Annotated in this window: 27 protein-coding genes and 1 pseudogene; 13 read left to right on the forward strand and 15 right to left on the reverse strand. The window is 63.7% G+C overall.

Going from position 1 to position 25,065, the window contains the following annotated elements:
- Window positions 1-74: 74 nt before the first annotated feature.
- A complete protein-coding gene (locus tag ABE456_RS23275; protein WP_346646032.1) occupies window positions 75-221 on the reverse strand; it encodes a DUF2986 domain-containing protein in 147 nt (48 codons plus the stop codon).
- 38 nt (window positions 222-259) lie between these two features.
- Window positions 260-1,423 (reverse strand): PLP-dependent aminotransferase family protein, encoded by a 1,164-nt coding sequence (locus ABE456_RS23280; RefSeq protein WP_346646033.1) that lies wholly within the window; start codon window positions 1,421-1,423, stop codon window positions 260-262.
- Between the two features lie 82 nt (window positions 1,424-1,505).
- Here ABE456_RS23280 and ABE456_RS23285 point away from each other — a divergent pair, with 82 nt between their 5' ends.
- Window positions 1,506-1,943 carry a MarR family transcriptional regulator gene (locus ABE456_RS23285; protein WP_346646034.1) on the forward strand — a complete coding sequence of 146 codons (438 nt, stop codon included), beginning with the start codon at window positions 1,506-1,508 and terminating at the stop codon, window positions 1,941-1,943.
- Window positions 1,944-2,093: 150 nt separating this feature from the next.
- Here the strand turns inward: ABE456_RS23285 and ABE456_RS23290 are convergent, their stop codons facing one another.
- Complete coding sequence (locus tag ABE456_RS23290; RefSeq protein ID WP_346646035.1) at window positions 2,094-3,581, reverse strand: aldehyde dehydrogenase family protein; 1,488 nt, start codon at window positions 3,579-3,581, stop codon at window positions 2,094-2,096.
- A gap of 202 nt (window positions 3,582-3,783) precedes the next feature.
- On the opposite strand from ABE456_RS23290, the gene ABE456_RS23295 reads away from it, so the two are divergent.
- The 8 genes and pseudogenes from ABE456_RS23295 (at window position 3,784) to ABE456_RS23330 (ending at window position 10,539) form a co-directional block, all read left to right on the forward strand.
- A complete protein-coding gene (locus ABE456_RS23295; protein WP_346646036.1) occupies window positions 3,784-4,935 on the forward strand; it encodes an amine dehydrogenase large subunit in 1,152 nt (383 codons plus the stop codon).
- A gap of 15 nt (window positions 4,936-4,950) precedes the next feature.
- Window positions 4,951-5,487 (forward strand): MauE/DoxX family redox-associated membrane protein, encoded by a 537-nt coding sequence (locus ABE456_RS23300; RefSeq protein WP_346646037.1) that lies wholly within the window; start codon window positions 4,951-4,953, stop codon window positions 5,485-5,487.
- 4 nt (window positions 5,488-5,491) lie between these two features.
- Complete coding sequence (gene mauD / locus ABE456_RS23305) at window positions 5,492-6,127, forward strand: methylamine dehydrogenase accessory protein MauD (protein ID WP_346646038.1); 636 nt, start codon at window positions 5,492-5,494, stop codon at window positions 6,125-6,127.
- Between the two features lie 14 nt (window positions 6,128-6,141).
- Complete coding sequence (locus tag ABE456_RS23310; protein ID WP_012271870.1) at window positions 6,142-6,663, forward strand: methylamine dehydrogenase light chain; 522 nt, start codon at window positions 6,142-6,144, stop codon at window positions 6,661-6,663.
- A 4-nt stretch (window positions 6,664-6,667) separates the two neighbouring features.
- A complete protein-coding gene (locus tag ABE456_RS23315; RefSeq protein WP_346646039.1) occupies window positions 6,668-7,186 on the forward strand; it encodes a cytochrome C in 519 nt (172 codons plus the stop codon).
- 328 nt (window positions 7,187-7,514) lie between these two features.
- A pseudogene (gene feaR, locus ABE456_RS23320) lies at window positions 7,515-8,417 on the forward strand (transcriptional regulator FeaR); the annotation flags it as partial.
- A gap of 226 nt (window positions 8,418-8,643) precedes the next feature.
- A complete protein-coding gene (locus ABE456_RS23325; RefSeq protein ID WP_346646040.1) occupies window positions 8,644-9,042 on the forward strand; it encodes a c-type cytochrome in 399 nt (132 codons plus the stop codon).
- 177 nt (window positions 9,043-9,219) lie between these two features.
- Window positions 9,220-10,539: a hypothetical protein gene (locus ABE456_RS23330; protein ID WP_346646041.1), complete on the forward strand. Its 1,320-nt coding sequence runs from the start codon at window positions 9,220-9,222 to the stop codon at window positions 10,537-10,539.
- 66 nt (window positions 10,540-10,605) lie between these two features.
- Here the strand turns inward: ABE456_RS23330 and ABE456_RS23335 are convergent, their stop codons facing one another.
- Together ABE456_RS23335 and ABE456_RS23340 are read right to left on the reverse strand one after the other, a co-directional pair.
- The gene (locus tag ABE456_RS23335) at window positions 10,606-11,118 is read right to left on the reverse strand and encodes a nuclear transport factor 2 family protein (RefSeq protein ID WP_346646042.1); all 513 of its coding nucleotides are present in this window, start codon (window positions 11,116-11,118) and stop codon (window positions 10,606-10,608) included.
- Window positions 11,111-12,244, reverse strand: coding sequence for an amidase (locus ABE456_RS23340; RefSeq protein ID WP_346646043.1), 1,134 nt, complete (start codon window positions 12,242-12,244; stop codon window positions 11,111-11,113). The genes ABE456_RS23335 and ABE456_RS23340 overlap by 8 nt, the downstream gene beginning before the upstream one ends.
- Before the next feature lie 145 nt (window positions 12,245-12,389).
- Between ABE456_RS23340 and ABE456_RS23345 the strand changes: the two genes are divergently transcribed.
- A complete protein-coding gene (locus tag ABE456_RS23345) occupies window positions 12,390-12,869 on the forward strand; it encodes a MarR family transcriptional regulator (RefSeq protein ID WP_346646044.1) in 480 nt (159 codons plus the stop codon).
- 71 nt (window positions 12,870-12,940) lie between these two features.
- On the opposite strand, the gene ABE456_RS23350 is transcribed toward ABE456_RS23345, so the two are convergent.
- The 10 genes from ABE456_RS23350 to ABE456_RS23395 all read right to left on the reverse strand — a co-directional run bounded on the left by ABE456_RS23350 (window position 12,941) and on the right by ABE456_RS23395 (window position 21,621).
- Window positions 12,941-13,438 carry a flavin reductase gene (locus ABE456_RS23350; protein WP_346646045.1) on the reverse strand — a complete coding sequence of 166 codons (498 nt, stop codon included), beginning with the start codon at window positions 13,436-13,438 and terminating at the stop codon, window positions 12,941-12,943.
- 11 nt (window positions 13,439-13,449) lie between these two features.
- Window positions 13,450-14,409: a PDR/VanB family oxidoreductase gene (locus ABE456_RS23355; RefSeq protein WP_346646046.1), complete on the reverse strand. Its 960-nt coding sequence runs from the start codon at window positions 14,407-14,409 to the stop codon at window positions 13,450-13,452.
- Window positions 14,410-14,456: 47 nt separating this feature from the next.
- The gene (locus ABE456_RS23360) at window positions 14,457-15,197 is read right to left on the reverse strand and encodes an SDR family NAD(P)-dependent oxidoreductase (protein WP_346646047.1); all 741 of its coding nucleotides are present in this window, start codon (window positions 15,195-15,197) and stop codon (window positions 14,457-14,459) included.
- A 10-nt stretch (window positions 15,198-15,207) separates the two neighbouring features.
- The gene (locus ABE456_RS23365; protein WP_346646048.1) at window positions 15,208-15,684 is read right to left on the reverse strand and encodes an aromatic-ring-hydroxylating dioxygenase subunit beta; all 477 of its coding nucleotides are present in this window, start codon (window positions 15,682-15,684) and stop codon (window positions 15,208-15,210) included.
- Entirely contained in the window at window positions 15,684-16,967 is a 1,284-nt protein-coding gene (locus ABE456_RS23370) for an aromatic ring-hydroxylating dioxygenase subunit alpha (RefSeq protein ID WP_346646049.1), read from the reverse strand. The genes ABE456_RS23365 and ABE456_RS23370 overlap by 1 nt, the downstream gene beginning before the upstream one ends.
- Before the next feature lie 16 nt (window positions 16,968-16,983).
- Window positions 16,984-17,346 (reverse strand): IacB protein, encoded by a 363-nt coding sequence (locus ABE456_RS23375; RefSeq protein ID WP_346646050.1) that lies wholly within the window; start codon window positions 17,344-17,346, stop codon window positions 16,984-16,986.
- A gap of 17 nt (window positions 17,347-17,363) precedes the next feature.
- A complete protein-coding gene (iacA, locus tag ABE456_RS23380) occupies window positions 17,364-18,533 on the reverse strand; it encodes an indole-3-acetate monooxygenase (protein WP_346646051.1) in 1,170 nt (389 codons plus the stop codon).
- A 560-nt stretch (window positions 18,534-19,093) separates the two neighbouring features.
- Window positions 19,094-20,029, reverse strand: a complete 936-nt coding sequence (catA, locus tag ABE456_RS23385; protein WP_346646052.1) for a catechol 1,2-dioxygenase — start codon at window positions 20,027-20,029, stop codon at window positions 19,094-19,096.
- A gap of 39 nt (window positions 20,030-20,068) precedes the next feature.
- Window positions 20,069-20,359: a muconolactone Delta-isomerase gene (gene catC / locus ABE456_RS23390; protein WP_252459797.1), complete on the reverse strand. Its 291-nt coding sequence runs from the start codon at window positions 20,357-20,359 to the stop codon at window positions 20,069-20,071.
- Between the two features lie 140 nt (window positions 20,360-20,499).
- Window positions 20,500-21,621, reverse strand: a complete 1,122-nt coding sequence (locus tag ABE456_RS23395) for a muconate cycloisomerase family protein (RefSeq protein ID WP_346646053.1) — start codon at window positions 21,619-21,621, stop codon at window positions 20,500-20,502.
- A 135-nt stretch (window positions 21,622-21,756) separates the two neighbouring features.
- On the opposite strand from ABE456_RS23395, the gene catR reads away from it, so the two are divergent.
- The 3 genes from catR (at window position 21,757) to ABE456_RS23410 (ending at window position 24,956) form a co-directional block, all read left to right on the forward strand.
- On the forward strand, window positions 21,757-22,629 hold the full coding sequence (catR, locus tag ABE456_RS23400; protein WP_346646054.1) for an HTH-type transcriptional regulator CatR: 873 nt from the start codon (window positions 21,757-21,759) through the stop codon (window positions 22,627-22,629).
- Window positions 22,630-22,888: 259 nt separating this feature from the next.
- Window positions 22,889-23,656, forward strand: a complete 768-nt coding sequence (locus tag ABE456_RS23405) for an SDR family NAD(P)-dependent oxidoreductase (RefSeq protein ID WP_346646055.1) — start codon at window positions 22,889-22,891, stop codon at window positions 23,654-23,656.
- Between the two features lie 28 nt (window positions 23,657-23,684).
- Window positions 23,685-24,956 (forward strand): D-arabinono-1,4-lactone oxidase, encoded by a 1,272-nt coding sequence (locus ABE456_RS23410; RefSeq protein WP_346646056.1) that lies wholly within the window; start codon window positions 23,685-23,687, stop codon window positions 24,954-24,956.
- The last annotated feature ends 109 nt before the right edge of the window (window positions 24,957-25,065 follow it).

Raw genomic sequence — 25,065 nt, forward strand, 5'->3', positions numbered from 1 at the left:
GGCAGATATCGCTGGGGCCGCTGCGCGGCCCGATCGCGACACAAGGCCGCTCCTACACGTTCCGCGTCGGCCGGTCAGTTGGGGGTATCCCCCGCCGCCTCAGCTTCCATCTTCAAGCGGTCAGCCTTGCAAATATACTTGGGCTTGCGTGGCGCCAGCTTGGCATTGGCTTTTTTCTGATGCGCCTGCAATAGCTGCTTGATCTTCTTATGACGGTTCATAATCCACTGGGCCTGTCAGTACGGTTTCGCTGGCACCATCATACCTGTGCGGCCTGCGCATTGCGCAGCACTTGCGCCAAACGCCTGAGCCCTTCATCCAGCTGGTCGGGGGCAACGTGGCTGAAGTTCAGGCGCAAATGGCCATGGTGCCGGTCCGGCTCGGGGAAGAATGGCTCGCCTGGCATGAACGCCACATCCACCGCCAAGGCCTCTGCCAGCAAGGTACGGGTATCCAGCGGCTGTTTCAGGGTCAGCCAGAAGAACAACCCGCCATCCGGCTTGTGCCAGTCCGCCAGCTCGGCAAAATGCGTCTCCAAGGCCAGCTGGAACGCGTCCCGGCGCGTGCGGTAGTAGTCGCGCAGCGTTTTCAGGTGCAGCTGCAGCTTGTCGCTGCCCAACCATTGCAGCACCTGCCACTGCCCCACGCGGTTGGTGTGCAGGTCGGCGGCCTGCTTCAGCCGCAGCAAGTGCGGAAACAGGTCGGGGCTGGCGATCAGGTAGCCGACTCGCAAACCGGGGAGCAAGGTCTTGGAAACCGTACCTGTGTAGATCCAACTGGTGTTGCGCAAGCGGCTGACGATCGGCCGGGCGCTGCCACCATCGAAGCTCAGCTCGCGGTAGGGTTCGTCTTCGATCAGCGTCACGCCGAACTCATCCAGCAAGGCCGCCACCGCGTCACGCTTGGCTTCGCTGTAGCGCAGGCCCGAGGGGTTCTGGAAGGTCGGGATCAGGTAGATGAATGCTGGGCGGTGCCGCTCCAGGCAATTGCGCAGTTCGGCCAGGTCCGGGCCGTCGGCCTGCATCGGCAAGGCCAGACAATCGGCACCGAACAGCTGGAAGATCTGCAGCGCCGCCAGGTAGGTGGGCGCTTCGAGCATGATCTGCGTGCCCTGGTCGATGTACAGCTTGGCCGCCAGGTCGAGGGCCTGTTGCGAGCCACTCACCACCAGTACCTGGCTGGCCTGGCAGTCGACCCCCAATGCCCGCGCCTCGGCCGCCAACGCTTCACGCAGGGCCGGCTCGCCTTCACTCATGCCATATTGGCCCATGCCCACTGGCATGTCGGCCCAGTCAACCTGGGGCAGCATGGCTTCGGCCGGCAAACCGCCAGCAAACGACATCACCCCAGGGCGCTGGGCGGCGGCGAGAATTTCGCGGATCAGGGAGCTCTTGAGGCGCGTGACACGTTCAGAGAAAGCCATGGGAATCACCGGTAGCAAGGCAGAGGAAAAATACGTCAAACTGTTTGACCGAAATTACGCCGCCGCCAACGGATAAGTCAATATGATTGACCTTAAAAACCCTGCTTCCCAGCAACAAGCGATGGAAGCCTTTTTCTTTGGCTACCAGGCGTTCACCGCCAAGGCCGACGAAATGCTCGAGCGCCGCGGCCTGGGCCGGGTGCATCAACGCATCGTGTTCTTCATCGCGCGCTACCCGAACCTGAGCGTGAAGGATCTGCTGGCCTTGCTTGGGGTCAGCAAACAGGCGCTGAACATGCCGATGCGCCAGCTGACGGAAATGCGCCTGGTGGACAGCGTGGCCTGCGCCACCGACAAGCGTAAGCGCTTGCTGGCCCTGACCGAGGAAGGCGCGCGCCTGGAGCAACTGCTTCGGCGCGAGCAGGTCAAGCTGCTGGAGCGGGTGTTCGCCGAGGCCGGGGAAGAGGCGGTGAACGGCTGGTTGGCAGTCAACATGGCGCTGGGCAACAGCCAGGCCTAGGCCCGCAAGTCTGGAGCCGCTGGCTAGCCATGCGCGGCCCCTGCAGGAGCAACTGTCTTGTGTTGCCTGCCAGGGCCCTATCGCCGGCAAGCCACACAAAGGTTATGTGCTGGCCGCAGCTACCGCACAAGGCCGCTCTTGCGAAACCATTCAGTAACGGATCATCACCGACTTCAGCTCGGTGTAATCCTCGATGAACGCACTGCCAAACTCGCGCCCTACCCCGGATGCCTTGGTACCGCCAAACGGCACCGCCGGGTCGAGGAAGGTGTGCATGTTGACCCATACCGTGCCCGCCTCGATCTGCGGGATCAGGCGCAGGGCCTTGGACAGGTCGTTGGTCCACAGGCTGGCAGTCAGCCCGTAAGGGCTGTCGTTCATCAGCGCCAGCAACTGCGCTTCGTCATCGAACGGCAGCACGCAAACGATGGGGCCGAAAGTTTCCTCGTGCAGCAGCGGGTCACTGGCGTCATTGGCCAGCACCACCGTGGGTTCGACGAAGTAACCCGGGCGCTCGACGGCCTTGGCCCCACACACCACAGTGTTGCTGGCCCGGGCGCGCTCGAAGAAGCCAAGAATCTTCTGCAGGTGCGCGGCATTGGCCAACGGCCCGAACTGGGCGTCCGGGTCCAGTGCCGAGCCAATCTTCAATTGCCCCAGTGCAGCGGCCAGCTTGGCAGTGAACTCGTCCACCCGGCTGCGGTGCACATACAGGCGCTCTGGCGAGGCGCACACCTGCCCTTGGTGCACATAGGCAGTTTGCACGATGCCGGCCACCGCACCGTCGATGTCCACATCGGCCAGCAGCGCCGCCGCATTCTTGCCGCCCAGCTCCAGGGTGGCGCGGGTCAGGTTGGCCGCCATGGCGGCCTTGCCCACGGCGATGCCGGTCGGCACGGAACCGGTGAACGCTACCTTGGCCACCTCGGGGTGTTCGATCAACAGCTGCCCCGCCTGGCCGCGCCCGTTGACCACGTTGAACGCGCCGGCCGGCACCCCGGCTTCTACCGCCAGTTCGGCGATGCGCAGCAAGGTCAGCGGGGTGAACTCGCTGGGCTTGACCACGATGGTGCAGCCGGTGACCAGCGCCGAAGCGATCTTCCAGATACCGATCATCACCGAGAAGTTCCACGGCACGATCCCGGCCACCACGCCCACCGGCTCACGCAGGGTGAAGGCGGTGTAGCGTTCACCGCCAAACGACGGCAGCGAGGGGGTCATGGTCTGGCCGGTGATCTTGCTCGCCCAACCGGCGAAATAGCGCAAAAACACCACGCTCTGGGCAATTTCCAACCCGCGCGACAGGTTGATCGACTTGCCCGAGCACAGGGTTTCCAGCTGGGCCAGCTCCTCGGCATTGGCCTCGATCAGGTCGGCCAGGCGGTTCAGCACTACGCCCTTCTGGTACGGCGATACCTCGGCCCAGCTGCCCTTGAAGGCTTGCCGGGCGCTACGCACGGCCTGCGCCACCTCAGCTGCGGTCGCCTCGGCGACACGGCTGATGACCGAGCCACTGGACGGGTCGTGGACTTCCACCGTTGGCCCGGCCTCGCCGGCCTGGTAACGGCCCTCGATAAAATGGCCATGGGGCCTGGCGAGGAACTCGACCACGGCGGGTAACAGCGGGATATCGCTCATGACATGCACTCCTGGATGGCGGCGCCAACGTGGCGGTGGGCCGATCTTCAAGCGCCCGCCTACCCGTCTGCCAGCCCTGCCCAGCGTTTTGTCAGGCAGCCTCAAGAGAATGTCACGCAGGCCAAATCAGCGTTGCGGGCCAGGCGGCACACTGCAATGGCTGCGATTTCTGCATAACCCATAACAACATCGGAGATAGCCAATGCGTCGCGTCGACAGGCTCAGCATCTCGGCAGCCCTGGCCTTGGCCCTGGCCGCAGGCACCAGCGCGGTACGGGCCGACCTGCCCGCCGAAGAGATCGGCCACAATACCTTGCCGTTCCCGCCAGACCCTCACCGCGTCTACATCCTGGATGTGGACTTCAAGAACCCCATCGCCGGCAAGGTGGTGGTGGTCGACCCCAAGGCCAAGCGCATGCTCGGCATGACTACCAACGCCTTCGTCGCCCCCACCGCGCTGAGCCCGGACAACCGCACGCTGTATTCGGCCAACCTGTTCTACTCGCGCGGCACCTATGGCGAGCGCAGCGATGTGCTGGTGGCCTGGGACACCCAGACCCTGCAGCCGACCTGGGAGGTGGTACTGCCGGCCAAACGCGCCTCGACCCTTACCGAGAAGTACGCCATGGGCGTCAGCGCCGACAACAAGCTGGCCTACATCTTCAACCTCACACCCTCCACCTCGGTGACCGTGGTCGATACGCAGGCGCGCAAAGTCGCCAGCGAAGTGGCCATCAGCGGCTGCGTGCTCAACTACCCGGTGGGCAAGCGCAGTTTCGCCTCACTGTGCGGTGACGGCCAGCTGCTGGTGGTGACCCTGGATGACGCCGGCAAGGAAGTGTCGCGCACGCAAACACCGTTCTTCGACCCGAACAAGGTGCGCCTCAACGAACGCGCCATCGCCAATGGCGACACCTACTACTTCACCACCACCCAGGGCGAGGTGTACCCGGTGGCCTTCGAAGGCGGCAAGGCCAAGCCATTACCGACCTGGTCGCTGGTCAGCGACGAAGAACACAAGCAAGGCTGGGCACCGGGCGGCTGGCAGGCGCTGGCCGTGGCGCCGGGCCTGAACCGCCTGTATGCACTGATGCATGACCAGCACACCGACGGCAAATGGGAAGACCCGAGCACCACCATCTGGGCCTTCGACCTCAAGACCGGCAAGAAGCTCGGCAGCCTGGAGTCGCCCAAGCCGGTATGGAGCCTGCAGGCCAGCCACGACAAGGCACCGATCCTGGTAGCCACCGACCTGGAAGGCGGCGTGCAGTTCTTCGACCTCACCACCGGCAAGCACAGCGGCGCCATGGACCAGATAGCCGACACCCCTGTGCTCACCCTGGCCCCTTGGTAAGCAGGAGACCGCACCATGCTCGACCCTGTCCTCGTGATTGCCAGCAGCACGGCACTGGCCGCACTGCTGGCCAGCGCCGCCAGCCACAAGCTGCGTGACCGGCGCGCCTTCAATGCCATTGTGCGTGCTTACCAGTTGCTGCCCGCGCCTTTGGCGCCCGTCGCCACGGCCAGCCTTGCCCTGGCCGAACTGGCCTTGGCCCTGGCCCTGCTGCTGCCCGCCTGGCGTGCCAGTGCGGCGCTGGGGGTGGCGCTGCTGATGGCTATGTATGCCAGCGCCATCGGCCTGAACCTGTGGCGTGGCCGCCGCGACATCGACTGCGGCTGCTCCGGCCCTGGCGCCGCGCAGCCACTGCGCCCGGTATTACTGCTGCGCAACCTGGTGATCGCCCTGCTCGCCGGCCTTGCCGCGTTGCCCATGGCCGAACGCACCTTGGGTGTGCTGGATATTTTTGTGGTGATCGCGGCTGCGGCCGTGGCGCTGCTGCTTCATGTGGCGGTGGATGGCCTGCTGGCCAACCAGCCGCGCCTTGCCAAATTTACCGGGAGATAACCCCATGCAATTGCTTATCGCATCGAACATCCTGCTTTGGCTGCTGCTGATCGCGGTCGCCTTCACTGTCATGGCCCTGGTGCGCCAGATTGGTGTGCTGCACGGCCGCATTGCCCCAGCCGGGGCGCTGATGGTGGACAAAGGCGTGACGGTCAACGACCCGGCGCCACAAGTGACTGCCGCCGACCGCCACGGCCGCCCGGTGAACATCGGCTACCGCAGCGAGCGCTCGCAGCTGCTGTTCTTCCTCGCCCCGGGCTGCCCGGTATGCAAGTCGCTGCTGCCAGCGGTGAAATCGATCGCCAAGGACAACAGCGGTTCGCTGGACGTGATCTATGTCAGCGATGGCGATTTCGCCGAACAACAGGCGCTGATCGAGGCCAACGGCCTGCAACAGGCCAGCTACGTGGTGGGCCCGGAAGTCGGCATGACCTACCAGATCGGCAAGCTGCCCTATGCCGTGCTGATCGACGCAGCCGGCACCCTGCGTGCCAAAGGCCTGGTCAACTCGCGCGAGCACCTCGACAGCCTGTTCGAAACCTTACACCTGGGCAGCGCCAGCCTGCAGCACTACCTGCACGGCGACCAGCCGCACAGCCATGACCATGACCACACCCACCAGCACAGCGCGCAGCACTGACCGCGGAGCCGACCATGAGTTTTCTCGATAAACTGTTTGAACGCTCCAGCCGCCATGTCGCCGACACCACCTCGCGGCGCAAGGTACTGGCGCGGCTGGGCTCGCTGATCGTCGCCGGCGCCGCCCTGCCGGTGCTGCTGCCGATCGACCGCACCGCCAAGGCCTTGGCCGCCGAGCAACCGAAAATGGGCGACCCGGGCGACCCGACCAGTTGCGACTACTGGCGCAACTGCTCGATCGACGGCTTCCTGTGCTCGTGCTGCGGGGGTTCGATCACCTCCTGCCCACCCGGTACCGAGGCCTCGCTGGTGACCTGGATCGGCACCTGCCGCAACCCGGCCGATGGCAAGAACTACATCATCTCGTACAACGACTGCTGCGGTAAGCACGCCTGCGGCCAGTGCGCCTGCTCGCGCAACGACGACGAACAGCCGCTGTACCGGCCGTTCAACAACAACGACATCAACTGGTGCCTGGGTGCGGCGTCGAAGATCTACAACTGCACAGTCACCATCATCCGCGGCGTGGCGGTGTAGTGCCATGCGCGGCGTGATGGCGTTGCTGCTCCTGTGCCTGCTGGCCCCCGTAGCCCAGGCCAGGACCCTGCCCAACCCCAACCAGCGGCCAGCCCCCGGCAACGAAATACCACCCGTACCCATTGCCCAGGCTGGCTACTCGGTGCCAGTGAACTACCAGTTGCAGTGTGCCGGCTGCCACCGCGACCGCGGTGAAGGCTCGGCGGCCAACGACACCCCGCGCATGCAGGGCTTTGTCGGCAACTTCCTGCGGGTGCCCGGTGGCCGCGAGTTCCTGGTGCGGGTGCCGGGGATTTCGCAGTCTGCACTGAATGACCAGCAGATTGCCGACCTGCTCAACTGGTTGCTGGCGCGCGATGGCATGGCCGGTAACAGTTCACCGGAGCAGTGGCCGGCCTATACAGGTGTGGAAGTACACCAGCTACGGCAGCAGAGCATGCTGAACCTGCCCAATGTTCGAGCAGGATTGATCGAGAACATGCGGGCCAGGGGCATTGCCATCGGCGACGGCCTTGGCCATTGAAAAACAAGCCAGCGTTGTGCCTTTAGCCCGCCCGCTCAGCGGGCTTTTTTGTGCCCGTGAGATGCCTGGGGCCACGAAACACAAGGTGGGTAGTATCTGCACGCTTTTGTGCAAATAGCATTCATAAAATACCCCACAACCCCTATCGCCACTCGCAATAGAACAAATATAAATTCATAAATATCAATATGTTAACTAACACACATACAGCTAGCACCGGTCATAGGGCCCGCTTTTTGCTTGAATATTCAAGTGATTTGTAAACCTTAAACCCCACAGCAAGAGTCGCCCAAGCGACCCGTTTCAACGTTACCCGTGCGAGGCCCCCATGATCCCTGCAACCCGCGTTACCGACGACCGATTCCAGTCCTGGCTCAGCCAGGTCAACGAAGCCTGTGGCCACTTCAACGGCCGCAAGCTCGACCCGGGGTTCGTCGGCCAGCTCGAAAAGTGCCAGGCAGGCCAGATCTCCATGAGCATCGTCGACATGACCCAGGTGAACCTGTTCCGTGGCCCGCGGGAAATCCGTGCCAGCGGCGCCGACAATTACTATGCCGTGCTGCAGATGGCCGGCACCTCGCACATCGAGCACCAGGGTGCACGGATAGAACTCCAGGCCGGCGACCTGACGCTGATCGACGCCAGTGCCCCGCTGGACATGCACTTCCATCAGCGCTCACGGCAGCTGTCACTGATCCTGCCACGCGCCCAGGTGGAAAGCGGCACCCGTGGCAGCGGCGTGGCCTGTGCCAAACGCATCGAGGCGCAAACGCCGCTGGCCAGCATGGCCCGGCTGATGATGCTTGAGACCGGGCGTACCCGGCACATGGCCGACCACGAAAGCCAGGCCGTGCTCGACGCGCTGATCGCCCTGCTGCGCCCGGCCATCAGCCACGACGCCGTGCCCGGCAGCCACGAGCGCATGTTCCGCAAGGCGCTGGCGTTGATCGACCAGCGCATTACCTGCGAACAACTCACACCCGAGTTCATTGCCCGTGAAGTAGGCATCTCGATGCGTAGCCTGTACCGCATCTTTGCCAAGCACGGGTTGGTGATTGCCCAGTACATCCGCAATCGCCGCCTCGACTTCTGCGCCGAGCACCTGCGCAACCCGGCGATGGACCAGAAGGTATCGTCGCTGGGGTATGCCTGGGGGTTTTCCGATTCGAGCTATTTCAGTACGGCGTTCAAGGCACGCTTTGGGGTGACACCTGGGGAGTATGGGCGGCGGCAGGCCATTTTTGGGGCACCCTGTGCGGGCCTTTGCGCGGTTAACCCGGCTCCTCCGGGGGGGGTGATAGCCGTGGGGGTGGGGGTTTCCCCGCGAAGAGGCCAGCACAAGCAACCCATTTGGCAAGCCCAGCAAACAGCCTGGCAGACTCAGCAAAACCAGCAATGAGTTCCTGCCGCACAATCACGCCAAATACCAACAAGAACCCACCCAGGATCCATGCGTGATGCCTACCTTCGCCCCCCACAAGCTCGCAATCCCCTTCCTGCTCGCCACCCTGGCCAGCCCCCTTGCCCTGGCCGAAGACTGCGCCGCGCCCCAGCGCCAGCAAGGCGAACAGGTATTCGCCCGGGACTGCGCAGCCTGCCATTCGGCACAAAAGGACGGCCCGATCATGATGGGCCCCAACCTGCACGATGTGGTCGGCCGTACCCCCGGCAGCGTGCCGGGCGCCAACTACTCGCAGGCCATGAAAAGCCGCCAGGCCAGCTGGACGGCGCAAGCCATCGGCGCCTTCATCGAGCAGCCACAAGCCGCCGTCCCCGGCACCTACATGCCCTATGCCGGGCTGCCGGATGCCGGCGAGCGCCAAGCGGTTACCTGCTTCCTGGCCGGGCTCAAGTAGCCCCCACCAAAGCAGCCCCACCAAGGCCCCTTTACGGGGCCTTGTGCTTTTTTTGCGGCCTGGCACAGCGCCAAAGGCAACTGGCAGCCAGGGCAAAAGCCCGCGCCGGGGCTTCCTGCATGATCGTTGGCATGTCTTCAGGACTTCTGCCAAACCCATAACAAAGGAAGCCAGACCATGCACCACCGCCCATTCCGCCTCACCTTGGCCGCGCTATTGGCCGGGGTTTCGCTGGGTACCTGCGCGCAGGAACTGTACAGCGATGCCGAGCGCCACCTGAACGCCAATGTTGAGGCCGTGTTCGGTGTATTCCACAGTGAGGAAAGCTACGCCATCGCCCGCGACCAACCCGGCTCCACCGCATGGCGTGAGGGCTACATCAAGTACGGCCTGAGCGGCGATCAGCGCCTTGGCAGCGCCGGTTCGCTGTACGGTGCTTTCGCCCTGCTCAGCTCGGGTACCTGGGGTGACGGCGACGCCGCCGGCTTCAGCGATGGCAGCGAGCGCACCACCAAGATCGAGGACGCCTACCTGGGCTGGAAGTCGGGCAACCTGGTGCCCCTGCTTGGCGAGGATGGCATCGACCTGTCGTTCGGCAAGCAGATGATCGCAGTGGGCGATGGTTTCTTGATCCAGGGCGATTCGCTGAACGTTGGCCATGGCCTGGCGGACGGTGAGTTCAACCGTGGCGGCGCGTACTACCTGGCCGCGCGCAAGAGCTTCGACAAGACCGCCGTACTGCGCCTGGGTGGCAGCAAAGGCTGGCGCGGTGACCTGATGTGGCTGCAGTCGGACAACCGCGCCCAGGCCAACACCGAAATGCATGTAGCCACTCTGGAGCATGTGGCGGATGCGGGCACGGTCGGGCTGACCTACATCGGCACCACCCACGTCGACGAACAATACGCCTCACCGCTGCAGCAGGAACGCGACGGCATGAAGACCTACAGCATTCGCGGCCAGGGCAATGCCGGGGTGGAGAACCTGTTCCTTTCCGGCGAGTATGCCAAGCAGGACAAACCCCACACCGCAACCGAGGACGCCTGGTACCTGGAAGCCGGCTGGACTTTCGCCGACCTGCCCTGGGCACCGAACGTCAGCTACCGCTACAGCCGGTTTTCCGAGCAGTACGACACCTTGTTCTACGGCCTTGGCCGTGGGCTGGGCACCTGGTTCCAGGGTGAGGTAGCGGGCAACTATGCCGGGCCGTTCAACAGCAATGCGCGGGTCCAGAAAGTGGGCCTGACAGTAAGCCCGACGCCGTCGCTGAACGTGGGTTTGATGGGTTTCAAGTTCGACACGATCGACCGCAGCCTGGGCAATGTGGATGGCCACGAGGTGGACCTGTATGCCGAGTGGACCCTCAACGAGCATTTGATGGTGGTGCCGCTGGTGGGGCTGTACACGCCTGAGCGCAGTGCCGAGCAAGGGGGTACGCAGTTGGGCAATGACAATAACAACTTGTACAGCCAGGTGGTGTTTGTCAGTACTTTCTAAAGGGCTTGCATCGCCCCTTTGTGGGAGCGGCCTTGCCGGCCGCTCCCACATCGATCGCATAAAGGCTTAGGTAGTGGGTACCGGCAGGGGTGCTTCACTGTTCCACGCCGTAACCGGCCTGCTGAACTGGTTCTCGGTCTGGAAATGCGCCATGCGCCAGCGCCCTTCCTCCAGTGCAAATCGCACGGTCAACCGCGCAGCATTCAGGTGCGAAGCACCGTCGGCAAAGGTGCTGGTCTGCAACATCACCCAGCGCCCCAGCCCCTGCTCGCCGTCCATCTCGATCACCTCGCTGGTGAGAAAATGCACGTTCAAGGCAAAGTGCGCCGGGGTCTTCATGTAGGTGGCGAACATTGCCCGGATCGCCTCGCGGCCACGGTAGCCGCCAAAGCTGGCGGCATAGCGGGCGCCCTTGCCCTCCCATACGGCATCGTGGGTGAACAACCCGCCCAGCTCATCCAGCGGCGTGTCGGCATCCAGTTGGTCACACAGTTCCATGTAGCGATTGATGCACACGCGAATGGCCTGCTGGTGTTCAAACACCTGCAAGCGGGCCTGCAACTCAAGCACATCAGTCATTGCTGCCCCCGGTGCCGCCATACAGGTTGATCAGCAAGCGCTCGGCCACTGCCAGCAGCTTCTCGTCGGCACCTTTGGCCGCCACCAGTTGCAGGCCCACCGGCAGGCCGGCTTCGCTGCCCAGCGGAACACTCAGCGCCGGGTGCCCGGACAGGTTGAACGGCCGTACCAGCGAGGTCATGCCCAGCACCGCGCGGGTGTCGCTGGCCTCCTCCAGGCGCAGCGGGAAGTCCGGCATGGTCGGCAATGCCAGCACGTCGTATTGGGCCAGGGCCTGGTCGACCTCGTCGGTAAAGCGTTGGCGCACAGCCTCCGCCTCGGCCAGCGCCGCATCACTGGTCTGCCCCGCCGCCGCCAGGCGCCCGGCGATGTCACTGCCGACCTTGCCGGTTTCCAGCAGGTGGCCACAGGCCTGGAAGGTCTCGCGGTTGATCACCACCATGCCTGCCTCATAGGCGGCGCCAAAGTGCTTGAGTTCGACATTGCCCAGCGTCAGGCCGCTGGCGCTGAGTGCCCCATGCACCGCCTTGTGGATGCCCGCCTCGGCGGTCACCCGCAGCACACCGATGCGCGCCTTGGCCGGCACCTGGGCGGGGACGAAAGTGGGGTCGATCATGCCCATGGCACGCACCAGCATCGGCAGGCTGGCGGCAAACGGGCCGACGCAGTCGAGGCTGCAGTAGGCTGGCATCACTCCCTGGCGGCTGACCCGGCCAAAGGTCGGCTTGAGGCCGAATACCCCGCAACAACAGGCCGGTACCCGTACCGAGCCACCCGTATCGGTGCCCAGGCTGAAGTCGACCAGGCCTGCCGCCACGGCTGCAGCCGAACCGCTGGACGAGCCACCGGGGATACGCCCCGGGTAGCGCGGGTTGGCCGCCGTGCCGGTATGGCGGTTGATGCCGGTGGTGCCGAAGGCCAGTTCGTGCAGGCCGACCTTGGCGGTCAGCCGTGCACCGGCGGCCAGCAGGTGGCTGACCACCTCGGCATGCCGCTCGGCCAACGGCGCATCCTCCAGCGCCGGGCTGGAGGCTCGGGTCGCTGTACCGGCGACGTCGATGGTGTCCTTGATGGCGACCCGCGGGCCGCTGCCACCGAGGTCGAGGGTTTCTACGATTATTGTCATTGTCATGCCACCCTGAAAAATCGGATGCGCGCCAAATGCTTGAAATGTCAACTGAACATTCCAGTATTTAGACGCACCTTTGTAATAGCCAAATGCGCGGAAACGTCTATGATGTCGCGACTATTCCCGCACTAGTAGTGAAGCGATGAGCACCTCGAAGAGCAAAGGCCATAGCCACCACGACCCGGCCAGCGATGAATTTCGCAAGGAAGATTTCCCCTTCTACTGGCTGGCCCGTGTGCACGGCCGCTATACCCAGAACATGGAACGCCTGCTGAAGAAGATCGACCTCGACGTGCCGCGTTGGCGCGTGCTGTGGATCCTCAACGAGAACGGCGAATCGAGCATTTCCGAAATCTCCACCCATGCCATTGCCAAGCTGTCGACCATCACCAAGATCGTCTACCGCATGAAGGACGACGGCCTGGTCGACACTGCGCCCAGCCCTGAGGATGGCCGCGTGACCCAGGTACGCATTACCGAGGCCGGCTTGCAGAACATCGCGCGTATGCAGGATGTGACCCGCGACCTGTTCCAGCGCAGCTTCAAGGGGCTGACCGAGGCGCAGGTGCAGCGGTTGAACAAGATGCTCGAAGTGGTTTTCCATAACCTGGATACCTTCTAGGCAGCAGGGGACCGCTTTGCGGTCCTATCGCGGCACAAGGCCCCACAGGGGCCGCGCTGCCTACGCTTGTTTCAACACGCCTTCGAGCCTTCGCACACCCGGTGATAAGCCCGGTTGAAATACACCAGCCCGTCATCCGCACCACCCTGGCGGATATCCTGGATCTCGCAGTAGAAGATGCTGTGCGAGCCCACTTCATGCACCTGGGCAATGCGGCAGTCGAAGTTCACCAGCGCTTCCTGCATCACCGGCGCGCCGCTCTCCAGCACCGTCCACAGGGTTGAGGCAAAGCGCTCCTCCATGCTCAGGTTGCGGTTGGCAAAAGCCCCGGACAATTCCTGATGGGTGCCAGCCAGTACGTTCACGCACAGCGCGCCATTGGCCTTGAACTGCTCGTTGGAATACGAAGCGCGGTTCATGCACACCAGCAAGGTGGGCGGCGAATCGGTCACGCTGCACACCGCCGAAGCAGTGAAGCCAAAGCGCCCGGCAGGGCCATCGGTGGTAATGACCGAGACCGCGCCACCGAGCATGGCCATCGCGTTGCGAAAACGGGTTATGTCTATCATGGTCATGCTCCTCAGATATCCAGCACCAGCTTGTTCGACTTGGCCCGCGAGCAGCACACCAGGATCTGGTCGTTCGCGGCCTTTTCTTCATCGGTCAGGTACACATCCCGGTGGTCGGGCTCGCCCTCCAGCACCTCGCACATGCAAGTGCCGCACACCCCCTGCTCGCAGGAAATGTCGATGCGGATGCCCACCTGCGCCAGGGCATCGAGGATGGTCTGGCCCTCGGCAACCTGCACGGTCTTGTTGCTGCGCGCAGCGACCACCTCAAAGCCTTGGCCAGCAGCATCCACCTCGACCTGGAAGTACTCCTTGTGGATATGCTCCTCGGCGTAGCCCTGCTGGCGTGCGCCAGCGATCACCCAGTCCATGAAGCCCGACGGGCCGCAGGTATACATATGCGTACCCGCCACGCCAGCGCCGAGCACGTCCGCCAGGTTCAGGCGCTGGGCTGCATCCTCATCATCGAAATGGGTAAACACCCGTGCCGCGAACGGCGCATTGGCCAGCGCTTCGAGAAACGCACTGCGGCTGCGCGAGCGCCCGCAGTAATGCAGCTCGAAATCGGCGCCCTGCTGGTGCAGGGCATGGGCCATGGCGATCATCGGCGTGATGCCGATGCCGCCGCCCAGCAGGATCGAGCGGGTGGCGTCGGCTGCCAACGGGAACAGGTTGCGCGGCGTGCTGATCTGCACCTCACGCCCTTCCACCAAGGCCTCATGCACACCCAGCGAGCCGCCACGGGAAGCCGGGTCCTTCAATACGCCCAGGCGGTAAACCGTGGCATCGGCCGGGTCGCTGCACAGTGAGTACTGGCGCACCAGGCCTGGTGCTACATGGATATCCACGTGTGCACCGGCCTCGAAAGCGGGCAAGGCGGCGCCGTCGGCACGCCCCAGGTCGAGCACGACCACGTCGGCCCCTTGGATCTCGCGCTTGCGCACGACTACGTTCAACAATTGTTCATTCATGCTCGGTGTCCTGTAGAAGCCAGGGGCGCGCCGGCGCCCCGTCAATGTCAACGCATGAACAGGCCGCCGTTCACGTCCCAGGTCGCCCCGGTGGTGAAATAGGCCTCAGGCCGTGCCAGCTGCACGATCAGGTCGCCGAGGAAGTCGGCATCCCCCAGGCGCTGTACCGGAATATTGGCCAGCAGGCCCGGCAGGCGTTCGGCAGGCACTGCGGCATGCACCGCCGGCGAGTCGATCGGGCCGGGAGCAACGGCGTTGACGGTGACGCCACGGGCGGCGAATTCCTTGGCGAAGATCTTGGTCAGGGTAACGATCGCGCCCTTGCTCGCCGCGTAGTGCGCGCCGGTGGCGGTGCCGCCGTTCTGCCCGGCCAGCGAGGCCATGTTGATGATCCGCCCATAGCCGGCCTCGGCCAGGTGCGCGCCAAACACCTGGCAGCCGAGGAACACGCTGCGCAGGTTCAGGCCGACCACGGCGTCGAACTCTTCCGGGCTGATCTGCATCAGTGGCGTGGTCTTGGTCACGGCGGCGTTGTTCACCACTACGTGCAACGCACCAAAGTGTTCCAGTACCTGGGCCAGGGCCTGCTCGAAATCGGCCTTGCTGCCGACATCAAGCTGCACCGCCAAGGTACGTCCACCCTGCCCCTTCAGCTGTTCGACAGCAGCCTGGGCCTGGCCCAGGTCGCGGTCCGACACCACCACGTCGAAACCTGCAGCCAGCAGCCGGGCGCAGAAGCGCTGACCCAGGCCTTGGCCGGCACCGGTTACCAATGCGACTTGGTTCATGGCCCGGCCCTCAGAGGATGTAGCCGATACCGGCGAGGGTATCGTCGCTGTTGATCAGGCTGATCACCTTGCGATGGATCCTGAACCCGCCCTCGGCACGCACCAAGGTATAGGTGAGGTCGGCGCTGTAGTGCTTGAGGCTTTCCTTGCGGAACTCGCGCACGTTCTGCGCGGCGCGCACGGTTACATTGACACCGTCGTCAGCCAGCACGCGGATACGCGAAAGGGTGCGCACGGTACGCGGCTGCGGGCTGGTGGAAATCGACTCGCCACCGATCAGCCGCTGTACGCGCAGGCCACGCATGTGGTGGTCGTCATAGGCGTAGTTGAGGGTGTTCTCGAAGTCGGTTTCCCTGGGGTCGATCGGGATGATGTAGGTACCCTTCTCGGTCCACAGGTTGAGCCAGGTGTCGTACTCGCCATGGTCGAGCATGTCGCCTTCCTGCCAGATGAACGCGGTGACTTCATTGAAAAGGTTCAGGTTCATCATTTGGCCTCCGCGGTCATCATCTTCTTCCACTGCTGGTACGCCGCGCGCATGCCGGTCTCGGCGCTGACGTCGGAAACCAGGCCATCGGCGCTGGGTTTCTCGCCCGGCAGGCCACGGTTGAGCATGATCCACAGGTCTTCACCGGCGCGGGCGCCCTTCTGTACCCGCTCCCAGGCTTCGGAATCATCCGGCGTGCCGAAACCCATCGGCCCCTGGAAGTGCTCATGCAGGCGCAGGCGGTAGCGGTTGGCCGCCGCCGGGCCGCCGTCCATGGTGATCACCGCGTGGTGGATTTCGGTTTCAGTTACCGAAATCGGCTGCAGCACGCGGAAGAACGCCATCGAGCAGGCGACGTTGGGGAACAGGTTGAGGTTGAAACCCGAACCACCCACCGCGCGGACGATACGGCGTACCTGCTGCTCGTCGATGCCTTCGTCGCGCAGCTCGGCAGCGAGGCTTTCAAAGCGCTCCGGGATCGGTTTGTCGAGGTCGGCTTCCAGGTCGACCAGTTCGGGGATCATCACCATCACACTGTGGCCGTTGCCCAGGTCCTCGACATAGCCGGGGCCTTTGACGAAGTCGAACAGCTCCAGGGTCTGCTCGTCGACCGAGGACAGGAAGCTCTTGTGCACCAGCGGGAAGTGGTAGGCGTCGGTGGTGTTTTCCAGCTGGATCTTCCAGTTGCCGGGGAAGCGGAAACGGTGTTCGCCCGGCACCTTGATGCCATAGCCGGCACCCTGCTTCATGAACAGGTCCATCCACTTTTTCGCCGCGCCAAGGAAGTCTTCCAGTGGCTCGATGTCATCCTTGAATGTGGCGAAGACCATGCCGGCGTAGCTCTCGGTGCGCAGGCTGACCAGCGGCAGCTCGGCCTTGTCCAGGCAGTCGCCGTAGCTTTCCGGATGCGGGATGCCGCGCAGCGAGCCGTCGAGGGCATAGCCCCAGCCGTGGTACGGGCAGACGAAGCTGTTGGTCTTGCCCTTTTTGTGCTCGCAGACGGTGGCGCCACGGTGGCGGCAACGGTTGAGCAGCACGTTGATGGCCTTCTTGCGGTCGCGCACCACGATCACCGGTTGCTTGCCGATGTAGGTGGTCTTGTAGCTACCTGCCTCGGGGATTTCGCTTTCATGGGCGACCCAGATCCAGGTGCTGTGGAAGATCTTTTCCAGCTCGGCATCGAACAGCGCCGGGTCGGTGTACAGGGAGGTGTGGACGCGGTCGGGCTGCACCAGTTCGGCCGGGTCGATGGCCAGGTTGATGGCGGGGATCAGGTTGCTCACGGGATTATTCCTCTTCTCAGGCGCGCTGGATGATCAGTTCACGGCCAACACGGGCCTCGACCTTGGCGTAGCGCCACAGCTTGTACGGCCCCTCGCCCACCGCCGTGGTGCGGAACAGGTTGCAGGCGGCGTGCACGGTTTCGATGTTCGGCACATCGGCCAGCAGGTAGGTGGTCCAGGGGAAGCCGTCGGACGGGCCGACCATGGCCTGGTCATCGTCCATGTTGCCCAGCACGCGTACCCCGGGCAGGTCGTGGATGCCGTTCCACATGGCGCTGAAGGCGGCCCACACTTGCAGCTGCTCTTCGCGCGGGGCATCGAAGAAGTTCTGGTTGATGCCCATGCAGAACAGCACGCGCAAGGCTTTGGTATCGCTCATCACAAATCTCCCGAGGGTTACAGGTAGCCCGGCAGGGGCTGCTTGCCGAAGAACATGGCTCCGGCGTTCTGGTAGGTGACATCGCCCATGAAGGCGTGCTGGGTGACCACTTGCGCATCGTTGACGCAGCGCGCCAGCGGGCTTTCGTTGTAGATGCCGGTCATGCCCGACAGCAGCTGCGCGCTGCGCGCCACTTCGGCGGCAACGCGTGCGGCATGGGTCGAGGACAGGCGCAGCAGGTTGGTCACCTCGACTGGCACCGGGTCGCCGGCCAACACATGGCCCCAGGCCTGCTCGATGGCTTCGTAGAAGAACGCCCGCGCCGAGCGCAGCGCGGCTTCAGCCTTGGCCACGTCGACCTGGGCCAGCGGCCGGTCGGCCAGGGCCGGGGCGCCGGTGACCGAAATACGCCCGCTGGCCATGCCCGACAGTTCGTCCAGCGCAGCGCGGGCGATGCCCAGGCCCACTACCGACAGCACCTGAGTGGCAAACGACAGCGATGGGTAGCGGAAGAACGGCTCGTCCAGGTTCGGCTTGCCGCCGCGCACGAAGGTCCATTGCTCGCCTACCCGTACATCCTCGACCACCAGGTCGTGGCTGCCGGTGCCGAGCAGGCCGACGGTGTCCCAGGTTTCCTCGATTCGCGCCTGGCTGCGTGGCAGCACCGCCAGGCGTGGCAGGTCGAGCTTGTCGCCATTGCGCGGGGTGATGCCGACGCCAACGATATCGGCGCCCATCGAGCCGCTGGAGTACTTCCAGCGGCCAGTGACCTTGAAGCCACCGGGCACGGTCTCGGCCGGTTGTGGCGGGAAGATGCCACCGGCAAACACGGTGTCGGGGCTGTTGCCGTAGATCTCGGCGATGGTTTCCAGCGGCAGCGCCGCCAGGTACACCGGGCTCATGCCGAAGCTGGCGACCCAGCCGGCAGAACCGTCGGCGTGGGCAATGCGTTCGATCATTTCGCAGAACGCCGCTGGCGAGCACTCCAGCCCACCGAAGCGCTTGGGCACCAGGGCGCGGTATACGCCGTGGGCCTTGAACGCATCGATCACGTCACGGGAAATGTGGCGCTGGCGATCGAACTCGCCGAGGCGGGCACGATCACGAACGCCGTCAAGCAAGGCCTCGAAGGCAGGGCCGGAGGCAAGCGCCGACACGGGCGCATCACGCAGGCAAAGCGAATCCATGGATTTTCTCCGTCTCAGGCGCGGTTCGGGTGGTGAGGCAGGGAATGGTGGGCAGGGCTGGCCGTTGGCAAGCACCGGCCACGCAGGGAAGCGAAGGCAGGTTGGGGCGGCATATCTGTCTCTCTTGTTTTGGGTGCCGGTGACAGATATTTGCGATTTTTTACGTGAATTGTCAATTGAATTTTCACGGTAAAAATTGAGAAAACCACCTTGCGATTTCAAGAATGCAAAAGCTCAAATAGCCGTATATAAATGATTTATATGGGATTTTTATGCTTTTTTACGCACATAAAAAAACTCAAGCCATCGAACGATGGAGAAATTTTTTTAGTTTACTTTTCACGTAATTAGGCGGGAGGTATTTCGAAAGTATCTGGAGGGAGAAATCGGAAGGAGATGCGGATGGATTTTCAACAGACGGCAAAAAGCCCAGGCCCTCCCCGCACGGAAAGGCCCAGGCAAAAAATCGCAGCAGATGGAGTCTAGAAATCTGGGGGCGCTATGCGCCCCTTGCGTCGCGATTGGGCTGCGCAGCAGCCCCATCGATGTCAAACCGATACTCAGCCTTCTTGCAAGGCCCGCGGGCGATGGCTACGCACCTCAGCCTCTGGCGCCTTGGCCGCCTGCAGGTGGAAGTCGAACGCCAGCTCGGCAAAACGCTCGCCTTGCACCCCACGATCGCGCGCCGCAGCAGCATCCTCGACAAAGCGCAGGTCGCCGATCAGCCCGTCACGGGTAGCGTAGGCAAAGTCGTCCCACAGGTACTGGTCACCGGCGAAGTTGATCTGGGTGGTCAGGTGGCGGTGCCCCGGCGCCGAGATGAAGAAGTGCACGTGCGCTGGGCGCTGGCCGTGGCGGCCGAGCAGGTCGAGGCATTCCTGGGTCGGGCCCTGTGGGTCGCAGCCGTACCCCGACGGCACGATCGAGCGCGCGCGGTAGCGGCCGTCGGCATCGGTGATGATGCGGCGGCGCAGGTTGTATTCGGACTGGGTCGAGTCGAAGTACGAATAGGTGCCCTGGGTGTTGGCGTGCCAGAGGTCGACGGTGGCACCGGCCAGCGGCTTGCCGTCGGCATCGAACACCTGGCCCTGGAGGAACATCACCACGCCCGGGTCGGTGCCGTCGTCCATGCGCACTTCACCTTGCGCCAGCGGCGCCCCGGCGACGTACAGCGGGCCCTCGATGGTGCGCGGGGTGCCACCGCCAAAGCCGGCCTCGGCGTCCTTGGCGTCCTGCAGCAGGTCGAGGAAGTGCTCGATACCCAGGCCGGCGGCCAGCAGGCCTGCCTCGTTACGGCCACCCAGGCGGTTGAGGTAATCAACCGCGTGCCAGAACTCGTCCTCGGTGACTTCCAGGTCTTCGACCAGGCGTGCGGTATCCTGCAGCACGCGCAGGATGATCTGCTTGAAGCGCGGGTTGCCTTCGGCGTGGTCCAGGCCAGCGACTTCCTTGAAGAACGCTTGAATGTCGGCAGTGTGGGAAATTTTCACGGTCATCGTGCTTACCTCGTATTGTTCTTGTCAGGCAGGTGCTAATCAGCGGTCGTCGCTGTGGATCGACGAGGGGTGCCGGCACAGGCCGTCGACCTCGATGTCCATATACGGAAACAGCGGCAGTTGCATCAGGGTGTCGTGCAGCGCCTCGACGCTCGGTACATCGAACACGCTGTAGTTGGCGTAGTGCCCGGCAATGCGCCACAGGTGGCGCCAGGTACCTTCGCGCTGCAGGCGCTGGGCCAGTTCCTTTTCGTCGGCCTTGAGCTTGGCGGCCTTGGCCGGGTCCATGTCGACCGGCAGCTTCACGGTCATCTTCACGTGGAACAACATGCTGATATCTCCTTTTTCTGCTCAAGCTCGGACACTGTGGGAGCGGCTTCAGCCGCGAACACCGGCAGAGCCGGTGCCATCCACCGCGTCGCCTGCTTCGCGGCTAAAGCCGCTCCCACAGGGGTTTTGTGTGTGTGTTTTTAGTGCCGGGCAAAGCGCGCCAGGCGCTGTTCGTCCAGGGTCAGGCCCAGGCCTGGGGTGCGTGGAATGTGCAGCTGGAAGTCGTGGTACTGCGGCGGCTCGTTGACGATTTCCTCGGTCAGCAGCAGCGGCCCGAACAGCTCGGTGCCCCAAGTCAGCTGGCGCAGGGTCAGGAAGGCATGGGCCGAAGCCAGGGTGCCGATCGAACCTTCGAGCATGGTGCCGCCATACAGGGCGATACCGGCGGCCTCGGCGATTTGCGCAGTGCGCAGCACGGCGCGCGGGCCACCGTTCTTGGCGATTTTCAAGGCGAAGATGCTGGCAGCGCCGTCGGCGGCCAGGCTGAAGGCGTCCTCGACGCTTTCGATCGATTCATCCGCCATGATCGGTGCCGGGCTGCGCTGGTTCAGGCGTACCTGGCCACCGCGGTTGATACGCGAAATCGGTTGTTCGATCAGGTCGATGCCGTTGTCGCCGAGCACCTGGCAGGCGCGGATGGCCTGGGACTCGTCCCAGTACTGGTTGACGTCAACCCGCACACTGGCGCTGTCGCCCAGTTCGCGCTTGATTGCCACCACGTGCTTGAGGTCCTGCTCCACCGGGTTGGCGCCGATCTTCAGCTTGAACACCCGGTGACGGCGGATTTCCAGCATGTGCTGGGCTTCGGCAATGTCGCGGGCGGTGTCACCGCTGGCCAGGGTCCATGCCACTTCCAGGCTGTCGCGTACGCGGCCGCCCAGCAGTTCACTGACCGGCAGGCTCAGGCGCTTGCCCTGGGCATCGAGCAAGGCGCTTTCGATACCCGATTTGGCAAAGGTATTGCCCTTGGCCAGCTTGTCCAGCTTGAGCATGGCGGCGTTGATGTTGTCTGCCGGCAGACCGATCAGTGCCGGGGCCAGGTGCGCGTCGATATTGGCCTTGATGCCCTCGGGGCTTTCATAGCCGTAGGCCAGGCCACCGATGGTGGTGGCCTCACCGATACCTTCCACGCCATCGCTGCAGCGTACACGCAATACCACCAGGGTCTGCTGCTGCATGGTGTGCATCGCCAGCTTGTGCGGGCGAATGGTCGGCAGGTCGACGATAATTGCCTCGATGTGTTCAATCAGCGCGCTTGTCATTGTTACCAGGTCCCGTCAGGTCGGGCTGCCAGTTGCAAGCCCGAATGGTGCATTTACTTGATTGTTCAAGGATTGCGCGAGACCCTGATGAGCGTCCAATATCAAATGAATCTCCCACCATACCCTGGAGGTCTGATGGAGCTGCGCCACCTGCGTTACTTCAAGGTTCTGGCCGAGACCCTGAACTTCACCCGCGCCGCCGAGCTGCTGCACATTGCCCAGCCACCGCTGAGCCGGCAAATCAGCCAGCTCGAGGACCAGCTCGGCACCCTGCTGGTAGTGCGCGAGCGCCCGCTGCGGCTGACCGAGGCCGGCCGCTTCTTCTACGAGCAGACCTGCACCGTGTTGCAGCAGTTGCAGAACATCAGCGACAACACCCGCCGCATCGGGCATGGCCAGCGCCAGTGGCTGGGCATCGGCTTCGCGCCTTCGACCTTGTATACGGTGCTGCCGGAGCTGATCCGCGAACTGCGCCAGGACAGCGAGCTGGAACTGGGGCTAAGCGAGATGACCACCTTGCAGCAGGTGGAGGCGCTGAAGAGCGGGCGCATCGACATCGCCTTCGGGCGCATTCGCATCGACGACCCGGCCATTCACCAGCAGGTGCTGTGTGAAGACCCGCTGGTGGCCGTGCTGCCCAAGGGCCACCCGCTGGCGGGTAGCCCGCTCAGCCTCGCCCAGCTGGCCGGCGAAGCGTTCATCCTCTACCCGGCCAACCCCCGGCCCAGCTATGCCGACCACATACTGGCGCTGTTCGCCCACCACGGCATGAGCATCCGTGTCAGCCAGTGGGCCAACGAACTGCAGACGGCCATCGGCCTGGTGGCGGTTGGTGTCGGCATCACGCTGGTGCCGGCCTCGGTGCAGCAGCAACACCGTACCGATATCGAGTATGTCGGCCTGCTGGATAGCGGCGCGGTCAGCCCGATCATCCTCAGCCGGCGCAAGGGTGATGTGAGCCCGATCGTGCAGCGTTGCCTGGCGTTGATCGAACAGCAGACCGTATGACTGATTCATGCCTGTGGCGCGGTCCCTGTGGGCGGCTTCAGCCGCGAACACCGGCGAAGCCGGTGCCATGCAGCGCGTTGAATTCTTCGCGGCTAAAGCCGCTCCCACAAAGGCCGGGATGCTGCAGGTTCTGAAAGCTGCCATCCCCGTATACCCATCGGTATATGGATGTTCCCGTTGATCTGTTTCATGCTCGGCCACGCGAATCGCGAAACGCCCGGGCTACAAACAATTCAATAAAGATCTTCGGGAGTCAAACATGGCGGGACGTCTCAACGGCAAGGTAGCGCTGATTACTGGCGGCGCAGGTGGCTGCGGGCTGGCTGCATCGCAGTTGTTTGCGGCAGAGGGCGCGCGGGTTGGCATTGTCGACCTGCCCGGCAGCAACGGCGCCGAGGTGGCCCGGCAACTGCGCGATGCAGGCCACGAGGCCATTTTTGCGGCAGCCGATGTGTCGGATGCACAGCAGGTAAAGGCGGCAGTCGCCGCCGTGGAAGAGGCCTTCGGGCACATCACCGTACTGATGAACCACGCCGGCATCCTTTCGGCCCTACCCTTCCTCGATACCACTGAAGAAGAATGGGACCGGATCATGGCCGTAAACGTAAAGAGCATGTTCCTGGTCACCCGCGCCGTGCTGCCGGGCATGCTCGCCGCCGGCGGCGGCAGCATCGTCTGCACCTCCTCCATCTCGGCCGTTGTCGGCACGCCCATGGAAGTGCTGTATTGCACCAGCAAGGGTGCCACGCACATGTTCGCCCGGGCCATCGCCGTGGAGTTCCGCGACCGCGGCATCCGCGCCAATGCCATCTGCCCGGGGTTCATCGCCACCGCCCATGGCCTGCGCGAAATCGACATGCTGCGCAAGCATGGCGTGGACGTAAGCGAGCAAGCCATCGCCGCCGCCCAGGGGCGGCTGTGCCAACCCTCGGAAGTGGCCAGCGCAGCCTTGTTCCTGGCCAGTGACGACGCCAGCTTCGTCAACGGCGCGCACCTGTTTGCCGACAACGGCTACACCGCCCTCTGAACACAAGAACAACAAGCAGGAGAATGACGTGAGCACTTCTTCGAACAACATGCACATCAATGAATTTGGCCTGGAACACGCGCACTGGCGCAACTGGGCCGGCAACCAGTCCTGCATTCGCGCAGCACGCGGGGCGCCGGCCAGCGAGGACGAGCTGTGCTCGATGGTCAACCAGGCCAGTAGCAATGGCATGAACGTGCGCGTGGCAGGTTCCGGGCATTCCTTCACCCCGGTGGCGCTGACCAATGGCCTGCACCTGACCCTGGCCAACATGAGCGGCGTACGCCATATCGACCACGAGAAAAAGCGCGTAACCGCCGCTGCCGGCACCACCATCAATGCCTTCGGCAAGGCCTTGCGGGCCGCTGGCTTGTCAATGGTCAACCAGGGCGATATCGACAGCCAGTCGATTGCCGGTGCACTGACCACCGGCACCCACGGCACCGGCCTGAGCTTGGGTAACCTGGCTTCGTCGATTGTCGGCATGAAGCTGGTGCAGCCCAATGGCGAGATCCTCGTGGTCGACGAAAGCACCCCCGACCTGCTGCAGGCCGGCCGGGTGTCGCTAGGTGTGCTGGGCATCGTCTCCGAGCTGACCTTGCAAGTGACCGACAGCTTCAACCTGCACGAACGCATCTGGCGCGAAGACTTCGAAAGCGTGATGGAAAGGCATGACGAACTGGCGCACAAGCACCGTCACTTCAGCTTCTTCTGGTGCCCGACCGAGCAGAGCCGGCACTGCTATTGCCTGCCCGATACCGCCGCCACCTCCACCAGCGGGCGTAGCACCGACGTGTGCGAAGTGAAGGTCATGGACATCACCGACCGCCCCGCCTGGGAAAGCGAATTCGAGAAAGTGGCGTACAGCTCGGATGTATACCCGATCGAATACCTGCCCAACTTCCATGAACTGGAATATGCCGTGCCGGTGCGCCACAGCAAGGAAGCCCTGCGGGCGGTGCGCAAGCTGATGCTGGAAGACTTCCCCGAAGCCATCTACCCCATCGAGTACCGGTTCACCGCCGGTGACGGGGCGTGGATGAGCCCGTTCTTCGAGCAGGACAGCGTGACCATTTCGGTGTCTGGCCAGCCGGGGACCGACTACTGGGACTACCTGCGCGCGGTGGACCAGATCCTGCGTTCATATGGCGCCAGGCCGCACTGGGGCAAGCTGCACTTCCTGACCGGTGAGGATGTGAGTGCCATCTACCCGCGGGCTGAGGACTTCCGCAAGCTGCGCCGGCAGCTTGATCCGCAGGGGATCTACCTGAGTGAGCACCTGAGCCCGTTGTTCAAATAGGTCACCGCTGCTCCTTGTGGAATTGGCACCTTGTGGGAGCGGGCCGTTGTGGGGGGAGGGGTGGGAATCCAGCCCCCCCAGGTAGAAGATTTGTGGGCAATATTTGGGG

Origin of the sequence: Pseudomonas sp. TWI929 (assembly GCF_039673335.1) — a bacterium.
In the GTDB taxonomy this organism is placed as follows: domain Bacteria; phylum Pseudomonadota; class Gammaproteobacteria; order Pseudomonadales; family Pseudomonadaceae; genus Aquipseudomonas.

Bases quoted from the DNA above. Each gene is read 5' to 3' on its own strand.
- ABE456_RS23275 (WP_346646032.1), bottom strand. From the start codon at position 221: ATGAACCGTCATAAGAAGATCAAGCAGCTATTGCAGGCGCATCAGAAA.
- ABE456_RS23280 (WP_346646033.1), bottom strand. From the start codon at position 1,423: ATGGCTTTCTCTGAACGTGTCACGCGCCTCAAGAGCTCCCTGATCCGC.
- ABE456_RS23285 (WP_346646034.1), top strand. From the start codon at position 1,506: ATGATTGACCTTAAAAACCCTGCTTCCCAGCAACAAGCGATGGAAGCC.
- ABE456_RS23290 (WP_346646035.1), bottom strand. From the start codon at position 3,581: ATGAGCGATATCCCGCTGTTACCCGCCGTGGTCGAGTTCCTCGCCAGG.
- ABE456_RS23295 (WP_346646036.1), top strand. From the start codon at position 3,784: ATGCGTCGCGTCGACAGGCTCAGCATCTCGGCAGCCCTGGCCTTGGCC.
- ABE456_RS23300 (WP_346646037.1), top strand. From the start codon at position 4,951: ATGCTCGACCCTGTCCTCGTGATTGCCAGCAGCACGGCACTGGCCGCA.
- mauD (WP_346646038.1), top strand. From the start codon at position 5,492: ATGCAATTGCTTATCGCATCGAACATCCTGCTTTGGCTGCTGCTGATC.
- ABE456_RS23310 (WP_012271870.1), top strand. From the start codon at position 6,142: ATGAGTTTTCTCGATAAACTGTTTGAACGCTCCAGCCGCCATGTCGCC.
- ABE456_RS23315 (WP_346646039.1), top strand. From the start codon at position 6,668: ATGCGCGGCGTGATGGCGTTGCTGCTCCTGTGCCTGCTGGCCCCCGTA.
- ABE456_RS23325 (WP_346646040.1), top strand. From the start codon at position 8,644: ATGCCTACCTTCGCCCCCCACAAGCTCGCAATCCCCTTCCTGCTCGCC.
- ABE456_RS23330 (WP_346646041.1), top strand. From the start codon at position 9,220: ATGCACCACCGCCCATTCCGCCTCACCTTGGCCGCGCTATTGGCCGGG.
- ABE456_RS23335 (WP_346646042.1), bottom strand. From the start codon at position 11,118: ATGACTGATGTGCTTGAGTTGCAGGCCCGCTTGCAGGTGTTTGAACAC.
- ABE456_RS23340 (WP_346646043.1), bottom strand. From the start codon at position 12,244: ATGACAATAATCGTAGAAACCCTCGACCTCGGTGGCAGCGGCCCGCGG.
- ABE456_RS23345 (WP_346646044.1), top strand. From the start codon at position 12,390: ATGAGCACCTCGAAGAGCAAAGGCCATAGCCACCACGACCCGGCCAGC.
- ABE456_RS23350 (WP_346646045.1), bottom strand. From the start codon at position 13,438: ATGATAGACATAACCCGTTTTCGCAACGCGATGGCCATGCTCGGTGGC.
- ABE456_RS23355 (WP_346646046.1), bottom strand. From the start codon at position 14,409: ATGAATGAACAATTGTTGAACGTAGTCGTGCGCAAGCGCGAGATCCAA.
- ABE456_RS23360 (WP_346646047.1), bottom strand. From the start codon at position 15,197: ATGAACCAAGTCGCATTGGTAACCGGTGCCGGCCAAGGCCTGGGTCAG.
- ABE456_RS23365 (WP_346646048.1), bottom strand. From the start codon at position 15,684: ATGAACCTGAACCTTTTCAATGAAGTCACCGCGTTCATCTGGCAGGAA.
- ABE456_RS23375 (WP_346646050.1), bottom strand. From the start codon at position 17,346: ATGAGCGATACCAAAGCCTTGCGCGTGCTGTTCTGCATGGGCATCAAC.
- iacA (WP_346646051.1), bottom strand. From the start codon at position 18,533: ATGGATTCGCTTTGCCTGCGTGATGCGCCCGTGTCGGCGCTTGCCTCC.
- catA (WP_346646052.1), bottom strand. From the start codon at position 20,029: ATGACCGTGAAAATTTCCCACACTGCCGACATTCAAGCGTTCTTCAAG.
- catC (WP_252459797.1), bottom strand. From the start codon at position 20,359: ATGTTGTTCCACGTGAAGATGACCGTGAAGCTGCCGGTCGACATGGAC.
- ABE456_RS23395 (WP_346646053.1), bottom strand. From the start codon at position 21,621: ATGACAAGCGCGCTGATTGAACACATCGAGGCAATTATCGTCGACCTG.
- catR (WP_346646054.1), top strand. From the start codon at position 21,757: ATGGAGCTGCGCCACCTGCGTTACTTCAAGGTTCTGGCCGAGACCCTG.
- ABE456_RS23405 (WP_346646055.1), top strand. From the start codon at position 22,889: ATGGCGGGACGTCTCAACGGCAAGGTAGCGCTGATTACTGGCGGCGCA.